We start from the raw sequence: 23,538 nt of genomic DNA, 5'->3' as shown, positions 1-23,538 counted from the left end.
CCGTTAGCAGGGGCGTGATCTGTATGCATCAGCCTGATCCACACAGCACGCATGCCGCGCGCACGGCGCGACCGCGGCCGTGACGAGCCTTCCCGTCTTCGCACCCGTCCAGCACGCCGACGGTGTGATGCTGTGCGATCTGGCCGTCGTCGATCCGGCGGCGATGGCCGACTACCACAGCCGTAATCGCGCGCATCTGGCCGCTGCGATGCCGCTGCGGCCGCCGGCGTTCTACACCACCGACGGCTGGCGTCGGCTGAGCATCGCCTACCGCACCGCGGTGCCCGGCGAGCGCGAATTGCAACTGGTGTTGCTGCGCGAGGCGCAGGTGATCGGCACGGTCGGCCTCACCCAGATCCAGCGCGGTGCCTTCCAGGGCTGTCATCTGGGTTACGGCCTGGATGCGCAGCAGCAGGGGCGCGGCTTGATCCAGTGGGCGGCCACGCAGGGCATCGCGTTTGCGTTCGGCCCGCTTGGCCTGCACCGGGTGATGGCGCAATACGTCCCCGACAATCTGCGCAGTGCGCGCGTGCTGCAACGGCTGGGCTTTCAGATCGAAGGCTATGCGCGCCGTTATCTGCAATTGAACGGCGTCTGGCGCGACCATGTGTTGACCAGCAGGTTGCGCGATGACGCTGACGCCTGTGGCGGGTGAGTCTTTTCGCCCCTGATCGTGGGGGCAGCCCGGCAGCGGCGCGCATGCAGCAGGCCCGATGCAGCGCTGGTTGTGCGCGGATCCGCAGCCGACAGCGCCGCAAGGCGGTTTATCCGCGCGCGGCGCTCCCGCATGATGGAAGGCTGTTGCCGCGCAGTGCGGCTGCCTGTTTTCTTCCTGCATGGAGTTCGCCCGGATGATCCAACGTCGTCACTTCCTCAAGAGCGCCACGCTTGGTGCGATCGCTTCCGGCCTGGCCGGGTGGGGCGCGCGTGCGCAGGCGGCCGTCGGTGCCGGCACGGGCGGACGCGTTGCCGCGTTGCCGCGCGGCGCGGCGCGGGTGATTTCCACCTGGGATTTCGGCATTGCCGCCAACCAGGCAGCCTGGAACATCCTCGGCAATGGCGGTATCGCACTGGATGCGGTGGAAGCGGGCGTGCGCGTGCCGGAAGCGGACCCGAGCAATCCCACGGTCGGCCTGGGCGGCTATCCGGACCGCGACGGGCGGGTGACGCTGGACGCCTGCATCATGGATCATCTGGGCAATTGCGGCGCGGTGGCATCGCTGGAAGACGTGGTGCACGCGATCTCGGTGGCACGCGCGGTGATGGAAAAGACCCCGCATGTGATGCTGGTTGGCGATGGCGCGCGGCAGTTCGCGCTGGAACAGGGCTTTCCGCAGACCAAGCTGCTCACGCCCAGCTCCGAAGCGGCGTGGAAAGAGTGGTTGAAGACCTCCAAGTATTCGCCGGAAGCCAATATCGAAAACCGCGCCTGGCGTGATGCCAAGCTTCCGGGCGGCAAGGACAACCACGACACCATCGGCATGCTGGCGCTGGATGCGCACGGCAACCTGTCCGGCGCGTGCACCACCAGCGGCATGGCGTGGAAGATGCACGGCCGGGTCGGCGACAGCCCGATCATCGGTGCAGGCCTGTACGTGGACAACGAGGTGGGCGGCGCGACCTCGACCGGCGTCGGCGAAGAGGTGATCCGCAATGTCGGCAGTTTTGCGGTGGTGGAAATGATGCGCCAGGGCAAGTCGCCGGCCGATGCCTGCCGCGAGGTGGTGATGCGGCTGATCCGGCGCAAGCCCGAACTCACCCGCACCTTGCAGGTCGGATTTCTGGCGATGAACAAGCGCGGCGAGGTGGGGGCGTTCGCGATCCAGAAGGGTTTCAGTTATGCGGTCTGCGATGCGCAGCGGCAGGACCTGCTGGTGCCCGGCGAAAGCCACTACACCACCGAGCCCGCGGCATGAGCGTGTCGGGGCTGGAGGTGGCCGCCGATTCGGTGGGTTCGGCATTGGCGGCGCAGGAAGGTGGTGCGATGCGGGTCGAGCTCTGCGGCGGCCTGGACGGCGGCGGGCTGACGCCGTCGTTCGGCACGCTGGCGGTGGTGCGTGAGCGGTTGCAGATTCCGCTGTATGTGTTGATCCGTCCGCGCGTGGGCGACTTCGTCTTCGATGCGGCGGAGGTCGAGGTGATGCGGCGCGATGTGGAGCAGTGCGTGCGGCTGGGCTGCGATGGCGTGGTGTTGGGCGCGCTGGATCCGCATGGGCAGGTCGACATGGGCACGATGCGGGTGTTGATTGCCGCAGCCGGGTCGCTGGGTGTGACCTTCCACCGTGCGATCGACGTCAGCGCCGATCCGGCGCGTGCGCTGGAAGATGCGATCGCACTGGGGTGCGAGCGCGTGCTGACCTCCGGTGCGCGTGCGAGCGCGCTGGAAGGGATCGACACCATCGCAGCGCTGGTGCAGCAGGCGGGCGACCGCATCAGCATCATGCCCGGTGCGGGCGTGTCCGAAAGCAACGTGCTTGCGCTGCGTAACGGTACGGGCGCGCGCGAGTTCCATGCCTCCTCACGCGGGCCGGTTGCGGCGCAGGTGCATGCGCCGCATGCGTACATCTCCGACCTGGGTGGCGATTACCAGCGTACCGATGTGGCGCGCGTGCGACGGATTGTGGGGTTGTTGCAGGAGCTGTGAGGCGCTGTGTCCCGATGGTGGAGCATGTGATCCGGGACCTCCTTGCACACTGTGGCTGGCAAATCCAGGTGAAGTGAAGGCGTAGCATGGGATCTGTAGTTTGGCTGCCGGGTCCTCGACCAATCAGGCTTTGTTGCGTTGAAACGGCGGCAACGCTCAGGAGCATGTTGTGTTGAGCTCAGACGGGGCACTGTGGAAGAAACGAACGCAACGCGTTTGATCTGCTGCTTCGTTGCAGGGCCCTTGCCCGCCCACCATCGCGGGACACGCCGCAAGTACGTCCTTGTAGGCTCTGGCGCGGCATCCATGCCGCTCAAGGTCCCGCAACGGTGCACGGGCAAGGACCAGTCGAAATGGTCGGTATGCGTGGACAAGCGCAGGAGCGGCGGTCGGCGAGTTGCTTGTGCAGTTCCATCAGTGCACGACCAACGTAGGAGGCGCGATGTCCTTGCTGGTTCCTGGACCCGTGGCGGCATGGATGCCGCCGAGAAGCCTCCACGGACGGATTCACGGCGTGTCCCGGAAGTGGTGAGGGGCATCGCGCCCTCGACCAACCAGGCTTTTTTGCGTTGAAACGGCAGCAACGCTCAGGAGCATGCTGTGTTGAGCTTAGACGGGGCACTGTGGAAGAAGCGAACGCAACGCGTTTGATCTGCTGCTTCGTTGCAGGGCCCTTGCCCGCCCACCATCGCGGGACACGCCGCAAGTACGTCCTTGTAGGCTCCGGCGCGGCATCCATGTCGCTCAGGGTCCCGCGACGGTGAGCGGGCAAGGACCAGTCGAGATGGTCGGTGTGCCTGTTTGCAAGCAGAGCATGAGGGATGCCGCCGAGAAGCCTCCACAGACGGATTCAAGGCGTGTCCCGTATGTGATGAGGGCGCCGTGCCCTCGACCGTTCGATCTACTGCGCACTTTCCGGCAATGACTGCGGCGATCTCGTGTCATCTGCCTCGCTGCCAAGGCGTGTCGGATCCAGGACGACATGCTTGATGCGTTGGCGCTTCCAGGTGTAGCTGATATGGACCAGACCATCGCGGGTCTGGATCACCGCCGGATAGGAGAACTCGTCCTTTGCGCTGTGTTCCAGCGTGAGGGCGCGTTGCCAGTGCACGCCATCGGTTGATAGCGCCACCGCAAGCGTGCCGCGACCGTCCCACCAGTGCTTGCCGGCGATGCCGGGGTTGTAGACCAGCAGGGCGCGGCCGTCGCGCAGCATCACCGCGTCGGTGCCGGCGTTGGGATTCTCCACGTCCAGCAACTGCATCGGTTGCCAGTGCAGGCCGCCGTCGTTGGAGAACGTACTGAACACCTTGTCCTGCTGGCTGCGCCCGAGCACCTGCACGCGCCCGTCCGCATGCAGCAGGACGCTGGGCTGGATCGCGCCGATCACCGCCGGATCATTGAGCGGCATGCCGCGTTGCCAATGCGCGCCGTCGTCGTCGCTCCATTCCAGATGCGCGCGCCAGCCACGGTCTTCGCTGCTGCTGGGCGAAAGGATGCGTCCGTTCGGCAATTGCACCGGCTTGTTCTTGATCGGGCCGAGGATGCCGTCGGGCAGGCGCTGCGGTGGCGACCAGTGCGCACCGTCATCATCCGAGGTAATGCGCAGGCCCCACCACTGCCGTGGATTGGGGCCGAGCTTGTAGTACAGCTGCACCGGGCCGGCGCTGGACTGGAACAGCACCGGATTCCAGGCCGGCAACGCAGTGCCATCCGCGCCGGCATGCGCGCCGTCGGCGATGCGTCGCGGCGGTTGCCATTGCCGCACGCCGCGCTGCGCGAGCCAGACACCGACATCGGCCGCTCCCTCGTGCGTGCCGCCGAACCAGGCCGCCAGCAGCGTGCCGGCGCGGGTTTCCAGAAGCGTGGAGGCGTGCGCCTGTGGCGTCGGTGCGGGGTCGGCGATGAACTCGCTGAGCACAATGGGCGAGGGCGGCGGCATGCGCGGTTCGGCGTGGACGGCGAAGGCGGCAAGGCTTGCGACCAGGCAGGTCGACAGACGTGACGGATGCATCGTGGTCCAATCCTGTGCGGATTTTAAAGATACCTATTTATCATCTATTAAATACCATATGCTCTGGTCATCCCAGGCGGCCGTGGTCGCCGACCACTGCGAGGACCCGCGATGTCATCACACCCGCTCTCCCCGTTACGCTGGCTGGCCGCCCTCGGCCTGACCGCGCTGACCCTGCCCACCGCCATCGCGCAGAACTTTGCCGAGGTCAAACCCTCGCCGCAGCAGGTGGCCTGGCAGGATCTGGAATTCGGCGTGATCGTGCACTTCAATCCCAACACCTGGCTGGACCAGGAGTGGGGTGACGGGACCGTCAGCGCCAAGACCTTCAACCCGACCAATGTGGATCCGGGCCAGTGGGCGCGCGCGGCCAAGTCTGCCGGTGCGAAGTACGTGATCCTGGTGGCCAAGCACCACGACGGGTTTGCGCTGTGGCCCACCGCCGAGAGCAACTATTCGGTCAAGAACAGTCCGTGGATGGGCGGCAAGGGCGACCTGGTCAAGCTCACCAGCGATGCGGTGCGCAAGGAAGGCATGGGCTTTGGCGTGTACCTGTCGCCGTGGGATCGCCACGAGCCCAAATATGCCGATTCCAAGGCCTATGACAAGTTCTACGCTGCGCAGTTGGTGGAGCTGGCCTCGCATTACGGCCCGATCACCGAGTGGTGGCTGGACGGCGCCGGCAGCGCCGGTCACGTGTACAACTTCGACAAGTACATGGAAGAACTGCGTACCTACCAGGCCAACGCGATGGTGTTTGCCGATACCGCCTTGTTCGAGTACGGCGACGTGCGCTGGGTGGGCAACGAGGCCGGCTTCATCGAAGGCGAAAACTGGAACGTGATCGATCGCCACGGCTACCTGCGCTGGCGCCCGGTGGAAGTGGATACGCCGCTGCACAAGCTGCAGTGGTTCTGGCATCCCAACAGCGACCAGACGCTCAAGAGTGTCGACGAGCTGGTGGAGATCTGGGAAAAGAGCGTCGGCCTGGGCGGTCAGCTGGTGCTGGGGCTCGCGCCGGACAAGCGCGGCCTGTTGCCGGAAGCCGACGTCGCACGCCTGCAGGAGCTTGGCCAGGCGCTGCAGGCGCGCTACGGCGCAGACAGGAATCTGGTGGCCGGCAACATCAAGAAGACCGACGGCATCGACGCGGCAGTGGACGGCGATCGCGAGACGTTCTGGAGTGCGCCGGCCGGTTCGCATAGCGCGGTGCTGGAGCTGCAGTTCAAGCAGCCGGTGACCTTCGACAGTGCGCTGAGCATGGAGTGGATCAACGACGGCCAGCTGGTGCAGAAATACGCGGTGGAAGCCTGGCAGGACGGCAAGTGGGTGCCGTTGGCGAAGGCGCAGGCGATCGGGCGGATGAAGATCGATCACTTCGCGCCGGTGACCGCCTCGCGGGTGCGCCTGAATATCCAGTCCAGTGCGGATGCGGTGCATATCCGCGAGTTCCAGTTGTTCAATACCGGCAAGGGTGCGGCGACGCGCTGAGCGCGGTTGATCGGGTTGTAGGCGCTGGGCAAACGTGCCGATGGCCCGGACCGGCTCCCGACCGGGAGCCGGTTGGCCATGCGTTGACAGGTGGCATCGCACAGCGGTTGCGCGCGCCACGGTGCGCCGGCGACGCAGAGATTGCGCACTGGTGTCGCAAGGACTCAGTCGTACGCGCGCAGGCCGTTATCGAGATGACACGGTGTGCAGTGTCTGCTGCATGGGCGACGCGCAGCGCTCGATGCATTCACGTGATCCGGGCCGCTGGCACCGCAGACATGCTGTCGCCGGCGCGCGGCTGGGCTCAGGCGGCGCTGTCGTCGCGTTCCTGTGGCGGCAGCAGGATCTGCGGCTGCCTGGCCGAGTGGGTCTGGCTCAGGAAGGTCATCAGGTGCGCCGCTTCGGTGCTGCCGATCGGCTGGCCGGGGGCGGGCTTGCTGTGGACGTGTTCGGCAAACGCGTGCTGGGTCTGCTCCGGAACCGCGGAGACAGGGTCTTGCGTAACGGTGGACGACGACATGAAACGCTCCTGGAACTCACGAACTGACCGTCGCCCGATGGAACGACGGGAATGCGCCACTGCCTTCCACAACGGCGTGAGCCGGTGATCTTGCCTGGAATGCGATCAGTCCGATACCGCACAGGTAGCAGACCCTATGCGGGCAGTTGACCTTCAGATAGCGGCGGGCGCGCGGTAGTCTGAAGGCCGGCCAGCCCCGGGAGCGCCAGGCGGGTTGCCTGGCGGTTGGTTTGGCCCATCGGCGGACACGCACAGGCGGCCTGCGGTTGCCAAGCCGGCGGGTGCGCGAGCGTCAGCCGCCGGCCATCCGTCTGCCCCCTACTCCTTCGGCGTGATCCACACCTGCTGCTGCAGGCCGCGCACGCCGGGCTTGGCGGTGCTGTCCAGGTCGAACACCACCACGGTGTTGTCGCCCTTGCGCTGGAACGGGGCCGGGAAATACAACGCCCGCTGCGGGCCGATGGCCCAGTGGCGGCCCAGGTTGACGCCGTTGGCCCAGGTCACGCCCTTGCCGAAGGCGCGCATGTCCAGGTAGGTGTCGGCCGGTGTGCCGATGCGCAGCGTGCCGCGATGGAAGGCGGGGCCTGCGACGGCGTTGCGGGTCCAGCCGCGGATGCTGTCGGGCGAGCGCATCGGCAACGGGAAGGCCTGCCAGCCGGTGAGCTGCCGGTTGTCCAGCAGCACCGGATCGACCAGGCCGGCGCGGCCGTCGGCCATGCGCGGGCCGTAGTTAATGCGGCCGCTGTTTTCGACCAGGACATCCAGTGTGTGCTGGCCTGCAGGAATATCCACATCGGTGGAGACCTGCTGCAGCCGGCGTTCGACACTGCCGACCGGCTTCTGATCGACGTACACCCGCGCCACATCGCGCACCTCGCCCAGGTACAGCGGCCCCTTGCGCGGGCCGGTGACGGTGGTGCGGTAGAGGATGTAGCCGTAGTCCTGGCCGAAGTGCTCCATCGGCTGTGGGGTGTCGATGGCGATCGGTGCGGGCAGGTTGTCCCACAGCGAGGCGGATTCGCGCAGCGGCGTTTCCGGCAGGGCCGCCGTGTCGATCGGTGCCGGTAGTGCCGGCGGCTGCACGCCGGTGACCCGGGCGATGGCCTCGCGCATCAGCGCGAACTTGGGCGTGGGGCGGCCGGCTTCGTCCAGGATGGCGTCGTAATCGTAGCTGGTGGTCTGCGGTGCGTAATGGTCGCTGGGGTTGCCCTGGAAATTGGCACCATTCATGAAGCCGAAACTGGTGCCGCCGATGAACATGTAGAGATTGGCCGAGTGGCCCTGGCGCAGGATCCACTCCAGCTCTTCGGTCTGTTGCTTGGCATCGGTGCTGGCATGCGGCTTGCCCCAATGGTCGAACCAGCCGGCCCAGTATTCGCCGACCATTCGCGGTTGCCCGGGGCGGAACTTGATCAGTTTGTCGAACGCACTCTTGGCCTCGCCGGGTGCGAAGTTCACCACCGCCAGGGTGTCCGGCAAGGTGCCGTTGGCGAGCATGTCGGCGCCGTCGGAGGTGAACAGCAAGGCGTCGTCGAAGCCAGCCTTGACGTACATGGCGCGGTTGTCGGCCATGTAGGCATGGTCGTCGTCGTAGGAGCCGTATTCGTTCTCGACCTGCACGGCGATGATCGGCCCGCCGTTGTGGTTGAGCAACGGACGCACCTGTTGGGACACCGCATCCAGGTAGGCCTGGCTGGCGGCCAGAAAACGCGGGTCGCGGCTGCGCACGCGGATGTTGTCCTTGCCGAACAACCAGGCCGGGTAGCCGCCGGCTTCCCACTCGGCACAGGTGTAGGGGCCGGGACGCAGGATCACGTTGAGGCCTTGTGCGGCCGCTTCGCGCACGAACGCGGCCACGTCGTTGTTGCCGGAAAAATCGAACCGGCCTTGCTGCGGTTCGACCAGGTTCCAGAACACGTAGGTCTCCACCGTGTTCAGGCCCAGTGCGCGCGCCTTCTGCAGGCGGTCCTTCCAGTAGGCGCGCGGGATGCGCTGGAAATGGATGGCGCCGGAGAGCAGTTGATACGGCTTACCGTCGCGCACGAACTGCGTGCCTTGCGTGCCGAAGCTGGGCCAGGTGTCGGCGTGGGTGTCGGCGGCACTGGCGGCGGCGGGAAGTGCCAGCGCGAGGGCGAGGACGAGGGGGCTGAGGGTGCTACGCAACATGGACGATTCCCGGCGGTGACGAGTGACTGGTGACGATGGGGGTGGATTGGTTTTTGCGTGAGGCCGCTTGCGTGTTGGCCCTCATCCGCCCTTCGGGCACCTTCTCCCGCTCGCGGGAGAAGGAAAAGCAAGCCTCCCGCTCGCGGGAGAAGGAAAAGCAAGCCTCCCGCTCGCGGGAGAAGGAAAAGCAAGCCTCCCGCTCGCGGGAGAAGGAAAAGCAAGCCTCCCGCTCGCGGGAGAAGGAAAAGCAAGCCTTCCGCTTGCGGGAGAAGGAAAAGCAAGCCTTCCGCTTGCGGGAGAAGGAAAGGCAAGCCTCCCGCTCGCGGGAGAAGGAAAAGCAAGCCTCCCGCTTGCGGGAGAAGGAAAAGGCAAGCTTCCCGCTTGTGGGAGAAGGAAAAGCAAGCCTCCCGCTGCGGGAAAGGGAAGGGCGGCCTCCCATTGCGATTGGCGCGATGCCGGGCAAGTACGCTATGCGAACGACGGCGGTAGATCCTCCTTGTTCGCGCCGAAGGCCGGATTCGGCTTGGCGCCCATCGTGAATTCCAGCGTGCCGCCGGCGGCCAGATCGGCATGCCGCATCCAGCTGCGGTTGATCGGTTTGCCGTTCCAGGTCAGCGACTGCACATAGACGTTCTGCGCGCTGTTGTTGTTGGCCACGATGCGCAGCGTGCGGCCGTTGCCGATATCCAGTTCTGCGCGCTTGAACAGCGGGCTGCCGAGAACGTAGTTGCCGCTGACCGGGTCAACCGCGTACAGCCCGAGCGCGCTGAGCACGAACCAGGCGCTCATCTGCCCGCAATCCTCGTTGCCGGACAGGCCATTGCGCGCATCGTGGTACTGCTCGCGCAGCAGCCGGCGCACCATGGCCTGGGTCTTGTACGGCTGGCCCGCGTAGGCGAACAGATAGGCCACGTGATGGCTGGGCTCGTTGCCGTGCGCGTACTGGCCGACCAGGCCGTCGATATCCGGTGGCGCATCGGCCGGCAGCTCGGAGCTGGTGGAAAACAGTTCGTCGAGCTTGGCCACGAAGCCGTCGCGGCCGCCGTACAGGTCCATGTAACCGTACAGGTCGTGCTGGTTGAGGAAGGTGGCCTGCCAGGCGTTGGACTCGGTGAAGTCGCGCCACTTGCTGATGTGGCCCATGCCGCGCGGGTCGAACGGGGTGGCCCAGCTGCCGTCTTCCAGCCGCGCCTGCACGAAGCCGCTGTCGCGATTGAACACGTTGCGGTAGTTGCGCGAGCGCTCGCGCAGTGCGCGTGCATCATCGGTGGCACCAGCGGCCTGGGCCAGGTGCGCGCAGGCCCAGTCGTCATAGGCGTATTCCAGCGTGCGGCTGACCGCTTCGTCCACCTTGTCGGCGGGGATGTAACCGAGTTTGCGGTAGTCCGCCAGGCCGTGGGTGGTGTCGTCCATCGCGCGCTTGCGGTAGGCCGGCCAGGCGGCTGTGTAGTCGATGCCGGTGAAGCCCTTGGCATGCGCTTCGGCCAGCACCACCGCCGAGTGGTAGCCGATCATGCAGCCGGTTTCCACGCCTTGCAGCGGCCAGATGCCCACGCCGTCCGGGCATTCGTTGGCGCCGCGCACCAGGCACTGCACCAGGTCCGGCACGCGCTCGGGCTGCACCAGGGTGAGCAGCGGGTGCGCGGCGCGGTAGGTGTCCCACAGCGAATAGGTGCTGTAGTTGTGATAGCCCTTGGGGGCGGTGTGGATCTGCAGGTCCATGCCGCGGTAACGGCCATCCACGTCGCTGAAGAGTGTGGGGGCGAGCAGGCTGTGATACAGGCCGGTGTAGAAGATGCGGCGTTGCGCATCGTCATCGCTGTCGATGCGCACGCGTGCCAGTTCCTTCTCCCAGGCAGCCACGGCCTGCGCATGCACGCGGGCGAAGTCGAAATCGGGCAGCTCGGCATCCAGGTTGGCCAGCGCATTGTCGGCGCTGACGGCGGAGATGCCGACCTTGACCAGCAGCGGTGCGTCGGATGCATCGGGAAAGTGCAACGCCGCCTTGAGGTGGGTACCGTCGCGGCTGCGCGTGCCGGCAGGCAGCGCTTGATCTTCGTCGTACAGCTGCACGCTGGCGAACGGCCGCGACAGCCGCAGGGCAAAGTAGATGTAGCGCCCCTTGGCCCACTGGTGGACGCGGCGCCCGCCTGTGATGGTCTGTGCATCGACCACGCGCAGCTGCGCATCGCTCACGCGGGTGGGGATGCCGGGCTTGTCCTGCATGCCGTGGCACAGGTCCAGCAGCACGTGCGCCGGCTTGCCCTTGGGGAAGTGGTAACGGTGCAGGCCGGCGCGCGTGGTGGCGGTGAGCTCGGCATGCACGCCGCTGTCCTTGAGCCGCACGCGGTAGTAGCCGGGCGAGGCGGCTTCATCGCCGTGGTCGTAGCGCGAGCGGTAGCCGCTGTCCGGCGCATCGAGTGTGCCCGGCACCAGCTTGACCTCGCCGGTGGCCGGCACCAGCAGGACGTCCAGCATGTCGCCGATGCCGGTGCCGGACAGATGCGTGTGCGAAAAGCCCATGATCGAGCCGTCGGACTCGTGGTAGCCGGAGCACGAATCCCAGACCGCGTTGTAGGTGTCCGGGCTCAGCTGCACCATGCCGAATGGCAGCGTCGCGCCGGGAAAGGTGTGGCCATGGCCGCCGGTGCCGATGAACACATCGACATGGCGCGTGAGCTCGGCGCGGGCGCGCGCATCGGCCGGCAGTGCGTAGTTGCCGGCGCGTGCGCGGGCAAGCCCGGGCAGGCCGGTGCTGCCGAACAGGGCTGCTGCGATGGCGCCTTGAAGAAAACCGCGTCGTGTTGCCATGGTGTGGTCTCTGAATTTGCGGGCCGATGCCGAGGCACCCTCATTCGCCCTTCGGGCACCTTCTCCCGGCGGGAGAAGGGAACATCAAGCGCTGCGCCGTTTCTGCCCGGGATGGCAGATCGCGCGCTTCGAACCATCAGCTACTGCGCAGCAGCTGGGGTTTGCGTTGGTGCAGGTCGATGATCAGTTCGCCGAACAAGGTGTTGGCCCAGGCGAACCAGTCGCGGGTGAAGGTGCTCGGGTTGTCCTTGTCGAAGGCTTCGTGCATGAAGCCGGTGCCGGCGTGGGTGGTCTTCAGCCATTGCAGGCATTGGCGCAACTGTGCATCGTCGTCGCTGACCAGCGCGTACTGGATGATCGACATCGGCCAGATCGTGCCCATGCCGCTGTGCGGGCTGCCGACGCCTTCGGCCGCACGGCCGCGCGAGAAGTACGGATTGCGTTCACTCCAGGCCAGCTGGCGGGTGCGCAGGAACACCGGGTCGGCGCGGTCGCAGCAGCCCAGGTAGGCCAGGCTGAGCAGGCCGGGGGCGTTGGCGTCGTCGATGAACAACTGGTTGCCGTAACCGTCCACTTCGAACGCCCAGTACGCCTGGCCGTCGCTGTCGCGCAGTTGGCCGAACTGGCGCGTTGCCGTTTCCACCTCGTCGGCCAGCGCGGTGCAGTCGGCGGCGAACGCGGCATCGCGATGCAAGGCCGTGCTCATCGTCGCCAGCTGCCGCAGCGAGGCCACCGCGAACAGGTTGGCCGGCACGAACAGCGGATACACGCAGGCATCGTCGGAGGGGCGGAACATCGAGTGGATCATGCCGTTGGGCCGGGTCGGCTGGCCGTAGCCTTCCAGCACCAGCGTTTCGGTCGCCAGCGGCGAGGGCCGCTGGAACACGTAAGGGCCGCGGTTGTCCTTGCGCTGCTGCTCGCGGAAGGTCCTGACCACCACGTGCATTGCCGCGCGCCAGTCGTCGTCGAACGGGGCGGCATCGCCGGTGGCGCGCCAGTATTCGTGCGCGATGCGGATCGGGTAGCACAGCGAATCGATTTCCCACTTGCGCTCGCCCACGCCGGGCTTCATCTCGGTGATGTCGTTGAGCGACCACTTCAGGCGTTGGGTCTGGCCATCGGGCAGGAAGGCGTTGGCATACGGGTCGAGCCGGATGCAGGCGGCCTGGCGCTGGATCAGGCCATGGAACATGCGCCGCAACGCAGGGTCGCGCCTGGCCAGCGGCACGTATGGATGCACCTGGGCGGAGGAGTCGCGCAGCCACATCGCGTGGATGTCGCCGGTGATGACGAAGGTGTCCGGCTTGCCGTTGCGGGTGCCGGTTTCCACCGTGGTGTCCAGCGTGTTGGGGTAGCAGTTCTCGAACAGCCAGGCCAGCTCGGGATCGGCGATGCGCGCCTTGATCTGCACGATCTGCTGCTCGACCGCCTTGCTGACGAAGCGGCGCTGCGGCTTGGGTGGGCGCTTGCTGACGAAGGTGCCGGCGGCCGTGGAGGTGCCGGCCGCAAACGCGGGCAGTGCGCCGGCCAGCAAGCCGGCGCCCGCGCTGGCGCCGAGCAGCTGAAGGATGTCGCGGCGGGTGTGCATGAGCTGGAACTCCCTGGATTTCAGCAAGCGGTCGACGCAGCGGACATCGTTCCATCGGCGGCATCACGTGCCCGGCCGATGATGAGACCTATGCATGACCAATTCCCGATGACCATACAACGTGTGCGCCGAATGTGCATAGTGCGTCCGCACAATTCGGCGCCGTATGCGTGGCCTGCGGCAGTGGTGGTGGTGGCTGGTCCACGTCTATTGCGGTCGTACGACATCGCCTGGCTGCCGTGCAACCACGGTCATCGCGGTGGAAACGTGCGGCGGGATCGGCAGGCCGGCACGGCGCCGACCGGCCTGGTAGCGGAGCCTGCGCGTGCCGCCTCGCCTGATCTCGGGCAATGTCGCCGACCGCAACGTCCTTCCGCTGCCCCATGCAACAGGCGCCGGCCCTCACAGCCGACGCCGTTGCCTGCCGCACCCCCAACCGCTCATTTCGGCAATGGCGAGCGCCCCGAGATCGAAAACGCTGCCGCCTCGCCGACCGCGCCGGTACCGGGTTGGCCACCGCCGACAAACAGCGTGTAATCGCCGGCTTCCACCGCACGCTGCCCGGTGCGATCCACATCGCTCAGGGCGCGCGCATCGAGGGTGAAGGTGAGCGTGCGCTGCTCGCCCGGCTGCAGGTGCACACGCTGGAAGCCGACCAGGCTGCGCAACGGCGACTGCGGGCGCTGCGGATATTGCAGATACACCTGCGCCACCTCATCGCCGGCGCGCGTGCCGGTGTTGCGCACGGTGGCGGTCACCTGCAACGCACTGCCAGCTTGCAGGGTTGCCGTGGACAGCTGCGGCGCGCTGTAGGCAAAGCTGGTGTAGCTCAAGCCATAGCCGAACGGAAACAGCGGCTCGCCCTTGAAGTAGCGGTAGGTGCGGCCCTTCATGTCGTAGCTGACGTAGGGCGGCAGGTCCTTGGTGGAGCGATAGAAGGTCACCGGCAGGCGCCCGCCGGGGGTGTCGTCGCCGGCCAGCATGCGTGCGATCGCGGTGCCGCCGGACTGGCCCGGGTACCACGCCGCCACGATCGCGTCGGCATGGGCCTTGGCCCAGTTCAATGCCACCGCGCTGCCGCTCATCAGCACCACCACCAGCGGCTTGCCGGAGGCCTTGGCGCGTTCGAGCAGCGCCTGCTGCGGAGCGGGCAGGGCGATGTCGTTGCGGTCGCCGCCATCGAAGCCGGGCACGTCGATGCGCAGTTCCTCGCCTTCCACATCCGGCGACATGCCGACGAAAGCCACTACCGCATCGGCCTGCGCCACCGCCTGCTCTGCCTCGGCCAGTTGCGCCGCCGCCGGTGCCAGCCACTCCAGGCGCAGGCCCTGGTCCTGGCCGCGGTGCTCCATTTCCAGGCGGATCCTGCGCGGGCGGGTGTCGTCGAGGTGCAGCACGGTTTCCACGCTGCGGCCATCGGCGTTATGCATGCCGGCCGGCACGTGCTTGTCTTCGGCATTGCCGGCGACCACCAGCTTGTCGTCGATGTACAGCCGCACCGGATCGTGGCCGGCGCAATCGAAGCAGCGCGCCACCCGTACCGCCAGCGTGTAGTCGCCCGCGCTCGGCGGCAGCAGCTCGCCGCTCCAGCGCACCGCATAGCGATCGGCCGGCACGCCCTTGGCAGGTGCGACCTGGTCCCAGTTGAAACTCACCACACGGTCCTGCCGCACCACGCGCGCAGCACCGGTCATCTCGACGTTGTCGAAATATTCGCCACGCAATCCCGGCTTGTCGTCGCTGCGCAGCGCGGTTTCCGGAATCATGCCCGGCACGCCGGCGGCCAACGGTGCACCTTGCGCATAGCTCACCTGCTGGGTGCCGAAGCGCTGGCGCAGGCCGAGCAAGGGCGTCACCGGCTCGGAGGAGGTGCCCTGATAGTTGGCTTCCAGCGCCGCCAGGGCATCGGCGTTCGGGCCGATCACCGCCAGCCGCGTGCCGGGTTTCAGCGGCAGGGTGCCGGCATCGTTCTTGAGCAATACGATCGACTCGGCGGCGGCCTTCAACGCCAATGCGCGGTTGGTCGCGCTGTCGATGTCCTTGGCGCCGAGCCTGGCATACGGATCCTTGCGCGGCGCTTCCAGCTCACCCAGGCGATAGCGCGCCGCGAACAGGCGCACCAATGACTGGTCGAGCAGGGCTTCGTCCACTTCGCCACGTGCGATGGCCGTGCCCAGGGCGCGATACGCGTAGCCGCAGTTGAGATCGTGCCCGGCCTTGAGCGATGCGGCCGAGGAGCCGGCGTTGTCCGGGCGGAAGTAATGGAACTGGGTCATGTCGTCCACCGCATCGCAGTCGGACACCACGAAGCCCCTGAAGCCCCAGTCACCACGTACGCGGCCGTTAAGCAGCCAGTCGGCGGCGCAGGCCGGCGTGCCGTGTAGCGAGTTGTATGCGCACATCACCGAGCCGGCCTGGCCGTCGATCAAGGCGGCGCGGAAGGCGGGCGTGTAGGTCGCCTCCACATCGCGCGGCGACACGTCCACGTCGAAGCTGTGCCGGCCCGGCTCCGGGCCGCTGTGCACGGCGATGTGCTTGGGCGTGGCGATGGTGCGCGGGTGATTGAGGTCCTCGCCCTGCAACCCGCGAATGAAGCCCACCGCCAGTTGCCCGGTGAGGAAGGGATCCTCGCCGTAGGTTTCCATGCCACGGCCCCAGCGCGGGTCGCGGAAGATATTGATGTTGGGCGACCAGATGGTCAGGCCCGCATAGCGCTTGTGGTCCTTGCCCGGGCCGCCGGCCTGGTTGAACTTGGCGCGCGCCTCGGTCGACACCACCGTGCCCACCTGCTGCATCAACGCGGTGTTCCAGCTGGCGGCCAGGCCGATCGCCTGCGGAAACACCGTGGCGTAGCCATTGCGGGCGATGCCGTGCAGGCCTTCGCTCCACCATTCGTAGGCGGGGATGCCCAGGCGCGGAATCGCCGGCGCATCGTTCATCGCCTGCGCGACCTTTTCCTCGCGGCTCATCTGCGCCACCAGCGCGGCGGCGCGCTGCTCCGGCGTGCTGCTGCGGTCGGCGGGCGCGGCGTGCGCGATGCAGGGCACGCCCAGGCTCAGCCCCAGTGCCATGGCAAGACGCGATACAAACACGGATGACATCGATTCACTCCTGCGCAGCGGCGAGATTCGCCCGGCGTCGTTCTGGTGTTGCCGCAGGGGCTGCGGCGGGTTGAGGATCTGGCGTGGCGGCGTCATGCGCGCCATCGCCCGTGGTGGATGTTGCTGTTACCGCGGCGGGCCCTCATCCGCCCCTGCGGGGCACCTTCTCCCGCCCGCGGGAGAAGGACAGCCAACGCGGGACGAGGCCGCGCGAGGGAGGAGAGGGGCGCGCCTTGGGAGAGGGCACGCACGGCAGGAGATCACGTCGTTTTCCTAAGGTGGATGCGATGCAAGGGTGCGAAGAGTGCGTATGACAGGAAACCAAATCTGCGGGAGACGCCATGCGCGCGAAACGCATTCGCGGAACAAGCGCATGCATGAGCGGACAGCGAGTCCTTCTCCCGCCGGGCGGGAGACGCCCTACGCGCGAAACGCATTCGCGGAACAAGCGCATGCATGAGCGGACAGCAAGTGCTTCTCCCGCCGGGCGGGAGGCGCCCTACGCGCGAAACGCATCCGCGGAACAAGCGCATGCACGAGCGGACAGGCAGTCCTTCTCCCGCCGGGCGGGAGGCGCCCTACGCGTGAGATGCAGACGCGGACCAAGCGCATGCATGGGCGGAGATCGCGTCCTTCTCCCGCCTGGCGGGAGAAGGTGCCCGAAGGGCGGATGAGGGCCAGCTCGCCGCTCATTTCGCCGCCGCTGCCTCCGGCGGTTCCGGCGGCGCGCCTGCCAGCGTCGATGCCAGGTCGCGCACCTGCAACGCAGACTGCACCTGCGCCATCGGCAGCTTGCTGGACACGTGCAGCGTCAGCGGTTCGCCCGGCAGCAGGTCGAAGGCGTTATCGGCCACACTGACGTCCAGGTCGCCGAACGACAGCCACACCTCGCGCGCCAGCGTGTCGCTGGACAGCGTCAGCGCATAGCCATCGCCATCGGCGCGCCACTGGCTGTCGATCTTCGCGGTCGGCAAGGCCAGCTGCTTGGCCGGCGCGAAGAACACCACTTCGCGCGACAGCAGCTTTTCGCCATCGAACAATTCGAACACCGCGTAAGTGCGTTTCGGATCGGCACTGCCCAGCAGTTGCCTGTCGCTGAAGTTGCCCACCTGCAGGCTGCTGAGCGGCTTGACGGTGGCCTTTTCCTCGCGCTTGCTCAGCAGCTTGCCGTCCATGCCCATTACCCGCATGCGCCAGCGGGCCGCCAGCGGAGTGGTGCGGTCGGACACCAGCGACACCTCGGTCTGGCCCTTGTCGTTACGCAATGCGGCGATCAGCTCCGGCGCATAGAAGCGGCGGGCGTGGTACTGCAGCGCCTTCCAGCGGCCGTAGTAGTCCACGCTGGACCACGACGCACCCGGCCACACGTCGTTGAGCTGCCAGTACAACGAGCCCATCGACTGCGGGCGCGCGGCGCGCAGATGCGAGGCGGCCAGGTTGATGCCCTCGGCCTGCATCAGCTGGCTCAGGTAGACGAAGCTCTCGAAATCCTTGGGCTCGCCGAATTCGCGACGGATGTACAGCATCAGCCGCTTGTTGCCGTTGCCCTTGTCGAACTTCTGATGCACGCGCATCACCGGCGATTCCGGGTCCATGTCGCCGGGTTCGGCGAAGGCACGCACGGTGCGCATGTCCGGGAACGACTGCAGGCCGTACTCGGACATGAAACGCGGGGTGACATTGAGATATTCGGTCACCGGCAGCGCGGGGCCGCCCCAGACCTTCCAGTAATGCATGTCGCCATCGGTGGCCTGGTCGGCGGCGCCATCGAAGTTGGTGCCCGGCGAGGTGGACCAGTACGGCACGTCGCTGTCGTAGGTGGCCACCACCTCGCGGAACACGGTGCCGAACAAGGTGGTCATGCCGCGCTCGATGCGGCTGCGTTCTTCCGGGTCCACCGACTGCTTGAACTTGACCCGGTCGCCCCAGTTTTCCCAGCCGGTCTGCACCTCGTTGTTGCCGCACCACAGTACGATGCTGGGATGGTCGCGCAGGCGCTTGACCTGTTCAATTGCTTCTTGCCGGGTGTTCTCGCGGAACTCCACGTCGTACGGCGGCACCGCGCCGCCGAACATGAAGTCCTGCCAGATCATGATGCCCAGTTCGTCGGCCACCTCGTAGAAACGGTCGTCCTGGTAATGCCCGCCGCCCCACATGCGCAGCATGTTCATGTTGGCATCGCGCGCATCCTGCAAGGTGCTGCGCATGCGCTCGGCAGTAACGCGCGCGGGGAAGGCATCCAGCGGGATCAGGTTGGCGCCCTTGGCGAAGATCGGGATGCCGTTGATCACGATCTCCATGCTCTTGCCCCAGGTGTCCTTTTCGCGGCGCAGCTCCACCGAGCGCAGGCCGGTGACGCGCTTGATCTGCTGGCTGTCGCCATCGGCGTCGCGCACGCTGGCCACGAAGGTGTAGCGGTCCTGCGCGCCGTAGCCGGCCGGAAACCAGCGCTTGGGCTTGGCGATACGCACCGGCAGATCGATGCGGTTCTGGCCCGGGTCGACCACCGCCTGCTGGGTGAATTGCCCAACTTTCTGCCCATCCGGGCCCAGCACGTCCAGCGTCACTTGCACCGGCCCGCTGCGGCCGGCCTGCAGTTCCAGCTGCGCCTGCAATTGCGCGCTGTCGGCGTCGACGCGTTGCTGGGCGATATGCAGCCCGTCCACGCGCACCGCATCCCAGGCTTCCACGCGCACATCCTTCCAGATGCCGGCGTTGACCATGCGCGGGCCCCAGTCCCAGCCATAGCTATACGGCGCCTTGCGCACGTAGGTGGAGCTGTGGCGCGATTCGGGCTCGTCGCCGAAGGCCGAATCGTAGGCGCCCGGCAGCGCGTACGGCTGCTTGGCCAGCCACGGCTGGATCTTCTTGATCGGCGAGAACAGCTTGACCTCGAGCACGTTGTCGCCGCGCTTGAGCAGCGGTTTGGCATCCACCCGCCACTGCCGGAACATGTTGTCGGCGCTCAGCAGCGGCTTGCCGTTGAGGGTGACCTCGGCAAACGTGTCCAGGCCGTCGAACACCAGCTCGACATGCGCGCGCTTGAGCGTGGCCGCGTCCACGTTGAAGCGGGTCTGGTATTGCCAGTCGCTCAGGCCCGCCCACTGGATCTTGCCCTCGTTGTCGCGATAGAACGGGTCCGGCACGATCTTGGCGGCGATCAGATCGGTCTGCACCGCGCCCGGCACCTGCGCCGGCAACCAGGCCGCCGCTTTCGGATACGTCCTGGCCTGTTCCTGGCCCGGCACCAACCGCACCTGCCAGCCGCTGTCCAGGGGCGTTGCCGTGGGCGGAGCCGCCCAGGCCTGCGAGATGGCAAAGGCCAGGGCTAGCCCGAGGCGGGCGGGGGCAGGAATGCAACGATGGCGGGACAGGGGCATGGGTGACTCTCCTTGGATGGATCAGCGCGTGGCGGCGGGAGGCGCCTGCGCAGTGGTTTCAATCAACTGGACGGCGCCGATGGCATACAACGGGCCGCGAATCGGCGCGGTGAAGCGCAGGCATAGATCGTGGATGCCGGTGCGTGCAGGCAGTGCGGTTTCCAGCGTGAACTGTTCGCCCAGCGTGGCGCTATTGGGCAATTGCACGCTGGCGACCAGCTCGCCCTCGCAGCCCAGGCGCACTTCCAGCTCGCCGCGGCGCGTCTTGGCCGGGTACTGCACCACCTTGGATTGCTCGTGCGCCAGGCCGAAGTTGTTCGGCAGGCGTGCAGCCTCGATGCGGATCGCGCCGATGCCATCCAGGCGCGCCTGCGGATAGAGACGGCAGGCATGGAACAGGTCGACGTTGTAGACCGGCGTGTCGGCGCCGGTCATCTCCGGCAACAACGGCAGGCGCAGGCCGAGCGCACCGATCTGCACGCAATCGCGCAGGCCCTGGGTGTCCACGCGCAACAGACCGGCACGCTCGAACGTGCGGCTGCGCGTGGCCGCCAGCGCGGTGCCGCCGGCATCGAAGGCGGTGGCCTTGACCGTGGTCGGCAGCTGGATCGTGAACGGCGCCTCGTAGCGCGGCGATGCCGGCGTGGGATCGCTGCCATCGGTGGTGTAGTGCAGCGTGCCCGCACCGGCCTGGGTGCCGAGTGCCACCTTGGCCGGGCCACCGGCCAGCACCGGGTTGGGGCCGCCTTCCAATGCGATATCGGCGGCGAAGGCGCCGTCGCTGTAGTCGATGCCCAACGCTTTATAGCGCTGCAGCTGGGCCGGCATGCGCGCCAGGAAATCCTTCCAGTTGCGCGCAGCCGCAGGCGACCAGGTGACTTCGGCCACCGCGGACAGCCGCGGAAACAGCGCGTGGTCGATATGCCACCTGGATGGAATGTACTCGGACCACAATGCGCCCTGCGCGCCGAGGACATGCGTGGCCTGCTCGGCAGTCAGTGTGCTCGGCACCGGGTCGAAGGCGTAGACCTTGGACAACGGCAGCACGGTCAGGCGGCCGTTGGGCTCGTCGCTGCGGGTGGTCTGCAGGTTGTCCAGATACAGCCAGTCGCCCGGCGCAAGCACCACGTCGTGGCCTTGCTTGGCCGCAGTGACCGCACCTTCGGTGCCACGCCACGACATCACCGACGCACTCGCCGGCACGCCGCCTTCCAGAATTTCATCCCAGCCGATCATGCGCCGGCCGTGACTGGTGAGGTAGGCCGCAAGCTGTTCGTTGAACCAGCCCTGCATCGCATGCGCGTCCTTGACCCCCAACTTGCGCATCTGCGCGCGTACCGCAGGCGAGGCTTCCCATTGATCCTTGACCGCCTCGTCGCCACCGATGTGGATATACGCCGACGGGAACAGGGTCAGCACCTCGTCCAGCACGTTGGTGATGAAGCGCAGGCTGCGTTCGCTGGTGTTGAACAGGTACGGATTGACGCCCCAGTCCACGCCAACCTGGGTGCGCTGGCCGGGCACGCCGACGTCGTCCGGATACGCCGCCACCGCCGCCTGCGCGTGTCCTGGCATGTCCAGCTCCGGCAGCACGGTGATATGCAGGCGGGCCGCGTAGGCGACGATCTCGCTGATCTGCTGCTGCGTATAGAAACCGCCATAGCGCTCCGGCGTGCCGTGCCGGCCGGCGCCCGGCGGTGTGCGCCAGGCGCCCACCTCGGTGAGCTTGGGATAGCGCTTGATCTCGATGCGCCAGCCCTGGTCGTCGGTGAGGTGCCAGTGCAGCACATTGAGCTTGTGCGCGGCCATTGCATCGAGCACATGCTTGACCGTGGCCACGTCGTGGAAGTGGCGGGCCACATCCAGATGCTGGCCGCGCCAGCCGAAACGCGGCCAGTCGCGGATCGCCACCGCCGGCACGGCGACATCGCCCTTGCGCGCGTCCGGCGTCATCAGTTGCCAGGCGCTGATCGCGCCATAGAACAGGCCCGCGCCATCGCGCGCGGCGATGCGGATGCCGTTGCCATCCACGTCCAGGCTATAGCCTTCCTTGTGCGCCACCGGCGCCTGCGGTGTGCGCTCCAGGCGGATGCTGTGCGGTGACGCCGTGGTTTCGGTGCGCACTTCCAGGGTCAGGCCACGGGTGCGTTGCAACAGGCTGGCCAGTGACTCGGCGCTGCGGCGCACCTCGGCATTGCCGGTGGGGATGGAGATCACCGTGCCGGTGCCGACGCGGAAGCTGCCATTGCCGCGCCTGGCTTCGGCCGGGGCGGGAATCAGCGGCAGCGGTGCGGTGGTCGCAGGCAATGTCGAGGTGGTGCGGGGATGGTCCGCAGCCGGCGCGGTCGCCGTCTGGCGCTGGCCACACCCTGCCAACAGCACCGCCGCAAACGTCACTGCAAGCAGGCGCCAGGAACGTGGCCGCGCTGACAGCGGGCGCGACGACACGCTGCCCGGCAACGGCCGCTTGGAGAATGGTGAGCGCAGGTTCGGTGCGGAGTTCGACATCATGCAATCACATCCCGGTGTGGCGGGGGAGACACGGCAGCCACGCACAGTAGCAAAGCCATGCCGGATGACGCAGGGACTGGCGCACGCTTCGTCGGGGTGCGTGCGCTGTTTTGCAGGAACCACGCATCGGTGTGGTTCGCTGCAGGGCGGGCGCGGGGAGTGTGCACATCGGCTTGCAGTGGACGCATTCCGATGCGGACACCGCCCGCGCCCGCCAGGCACTGCAGCAGTGCGATGGCGCGTTTAGCGCTGCGCAGTCGGCAACTCGTCCCACACCTTCGGGTCTTCGGCGCCCAGCACCCAGCAGCTGAAACCTTCCAGGCCGTACTGCTTGACCAGGTCGTAGCGTGCCTTGAAGCTGCGTGCGTCCGGGCGGAACACCCACTCGCGCATGTCGTCGCGGTAGAAGTAGAACCACGATTCCTGCTCGACCGGATCCCACTGCACGGTGGCGTTCTGTTCGATCGCCAGCGGGAAGGATTCGTCGGCATCGATATACGTGGCCGAAATATTCGACGCTTCGGTGCCGTCTTCCTTGACCGGATTACCGGTATACCAGCGGTAGCCGTAGGTGGCGATGCCAAGCGAGAGCTTGTCCTTCGGCACCTGGGTGATGGCGTAGTCCAGATGCTTCTTCATCCACACCATGCCGTCGACCGGGCCCGGCGTGGTCCAGCGGGTGTGCTGGTCGTAGGTCATGATGCTGACCAGGTCCGCGGCCTGGCCCAGCGCCTTCAGGTCGTACGCGCCGCGCCAGTATTCCCACATCCACTTGGAGAACTGGCCACCTTCGGCATGGCCCGGTGCGTTGGGCACCACCGCCACCGACATCTTGAAGCCGGCCTTGTGCAGTGCATCGGCGGTCTGCTTGACCATCAGCGTATAGGCGTCGCGGTCGGTCCAGGCGATGTTCTCGAAATCGAACTGGAAGCCGTAGTACTTGTGCTGCTTGCCGTGGATCAGCAGCGATTCGATCATGCGCTTCTTGGCGGCTTCGTCGTGCATCAGCTTGTGGAAGCCGTCGCGGCCGGTGGTCATCGACAGGATCGGCATCACCCGCAGGTTCTTCTGCTTGGCGATGTCGTACAGGTACATGTTGGGCGTGCCGTTGACCAGGCCGTTCTGGTCCACGCCATACCAGGTCGGTACCACCACATCGATCTTGTCGACATTGGCCAGGAACGAGTTGGTCGATTTCTGCGTGTTCATCAGATAGAACAACGCGGTGGGGGTTTTGGCCAAGGCCGGCGCGCAGACCAGCGCCAGCGCCAGCAGGATCCAGGTCAATCGCTTGCTCATGAAAACAGCATCC

14 protein-coding genes are annotated in these 23,538 nt (G+C 66.8%); 5 read left to right on the top strand and 9 right to left on the bottom strand.

What is annotated here, in order from left to right; all coding sequences use genetic code 11:
• Positions 1–127 precede the first annotated feature (127 nt).
• From EO170_RS16195 to EO170_RS16180, 3 genes are all read left to right on the top strand, one after another.
• Positions 128–655, top strand: coding sequence for a GNAT family N-acetyltransferase (locus tag EO170_RS16195; protein WP_115677709.1), 528 nt, complete (start codon positions 128–130; stop codon positions 653–655).
• A 196-nt stretch (positions 656–851) separates the two neighbouring features.
• Positions 852–1,916 carry a N(4)-(beta-N-acetylglucosaminyl)-L-asparaginase gene (locus EO170_RS16185; RefSeq protein WP_104584712.1) on the top strand — a complete coding sequence of 355 codons (1,065 nt, stop codon included), beginning with the start codon at positions 852–854 and terminating at the stop codon, positions 1,914–1,916.
• Positions 1,913–2,644, top strand: a complete 732-nt coding sequence (locus EO170_RS16180) for a copper homeostasis protein CutC (protein WP_104584622.1) — start codon at positions 1,913–1,915, stop codon at positions 2,642–2,644. Before EO170_RS16185 ends, EO170_RS16180 begins: the two co-directional genes overlap by 4 nt.
• 901 nt (positions 2,645–3,545) lie before the next feature.
• On the opposite strand, the gene EO170_RS16165 is transcribed toward EO170_RS16180, so the two are convergent.
• Positions 3,546–4,658, bottom strand: a complete 1,113-nt coding sequence (locus EO170_RS16165) for a sialidase family protein (RefSeq protein ID WP_126946465.1) — start codon at positions 4,656–4,658, stop codon at positions 3,546–3,548.
• 111 nt (positions 4,659–4,769) lie between these two features.
• On the opposite strand from EO170_RS16165, the gene EO170_RS16160 reads away from it, so the two are divergent.
• On the top strand, positions 4,770–6,149 hold the full coding sequence (locus EO170_RS16160; RefSeq protein ID WP_126946462.1) for an alpha-L-fucosidase: 1,380 nt from the start codon (positions 4,770–4,772) through the stop codon (positions 6,147–6,149).
• Between the two features lie 304 nt (positions 6,150–6,453).
• Here the strand turns inward: EO170_RS16160 and EO170_RS16155 are convergent, their stop codons facing one another.
• Together EO170_RS16155 and EO170_RS16150 are read right to left on the bottom strand one after the other, a co-directional pair.
• On the bottom strand, positions 6,454–6,669 hold the full coding sequence (locus EO170_RS16155; RefSeq protein ID WP_104648211.1) for a hypothetical protein: 216 nt from the start codon (positions 6,667–6,669) through the stop codon (positions 6,454–6,456).
• 318 nt (positions 6,670–6,987) lie between these two features.
• Complete coding sequence (locus tag EO170_RS16150; protein WP_126946459.1) at positions 6,988–8,835, bottom strand: beta-galactosidase family protein; 1,848 nt, start codon at positions 8,833–8,835, stop codon at positions 6,988–6,990.
• Positions 8,836–8,876: 41 nt separating this feature from the next.
• On the opposite strand from EO170_RS16150, the gene EO170_RS16145 reads away from it, so the two are divergent.
• Positions 8,877–9,374, top strand: coding sequence for a hypothetical protein (locus tag EO170_RS16145; protein ID WP_164741072.1), 498 nt, complete (start codon positions 8,877–8,879; stop codon positions 9,372–9,374).
• Here EO170_RS16145 and EO170_RS16140 read toward each other — a convergent pair.
• The 6 genes from EO170_RS16140 to EO170_RS16115 all read right to left on the bottom strand — a co-directional run bounded on the left by EO170_RS16140 (position 9,304) and on the right by EO170_RS16115 (position 23,525).
• Complete coding sequence (locus EO170_RS16140) at positions 9,304–11,646, bottom strand: GH92 family glycosyl hydrolase (RefSeq protein ID WP_126946453.1); 2,343 nt, start codon at positions 11,644–11,646, stop codon at positions 9,304–9,306. The two genes, EO170_RS16145 and EO170_RS16140, sit on opposite strands and share 71 nt — an antisense overlap.
• 136 nt (positions 11,647–11,782) lie before the next feature.
• Positions 11,783–13,234, bottom strand: a complete 1,452-nt coding sequence (locus tag EO170_RS16135) for a glycoside hydrolase family 125 protein (RefSeq protein ID WP_115677704.1) — start codon at positions 13,232–13,234, stop codon at positions 11,783–11,785.
• A gap of 440 nt (positions 13,235–13,674) precedes the next feature.
• Positions 13,675–16,335 carry a glycoside hydrolase family 3 C-terminal domain-containing protein gene (locus EO170_RS16130; RefSeq protein WP_126946450.1) on the bottom strand — a complete coding sequence of 887 codons (2,661 nt, stop codon included), beginning with the start codon at positions 16,333–16,335 and terminating at the stop codon, positions 13,675–13,677.
• Between the two features lie 689 nt (positions 16,336–17,024).
• Positions 17,025–19,715: a glycoside hydrolase family 2 protein gene (locus tag EO170_RS16125; RefSeq protein WP_164741071.1), complete on the bottom strand. Its 2,691-nt coding sequence runs from the start codon at positions 19,713–19,715 to the stop codon at positions 17,025–17,027.
• A gap of 21 nt (positions 19,716–19,736) precedes the next feature.
• Positions 19,737–22,226, bottom strand: coding sequence for a family 20 glycosylhydrolase (locus EO170_RS16120; protein WP_241239457.1), 2,490 nt, complete (start codon positions 22,224–22,226; stop codon positions 19,737–19,739).
• 243 nt (positions 22,227–22,469) lie between these two features.
• Complete coding sequence (locus tag EO170_RS16115) at positions 22,470–23,525, bottom strand: glycosyl hydrolase family 18 protein (protein WP_039516090.1); 1,056 nt, start codon at positions 23,523–23,525, stop codon at positions 22,470–22,472.
• Between the last annotated feature and the right edge of the window lie 13 nt (positions 23,526–23,538).

This window comes from Xanthomonas sp. BRIP62409, from assembly GCF_003992965.1.
GTDB classification, from domain to species: Bacteria; Pseudomonadota; Gammaproteobacteria; order Xanthomonadales; family Xanthomonadaceae; genus Xanthomonas; species Xanthomonas euroxanthea.
The sequence above is the reverse complement of the archived record's forward strand: the minus strand, read 5'-3'. Positions and strand labels throughout refer to the sequence as shown.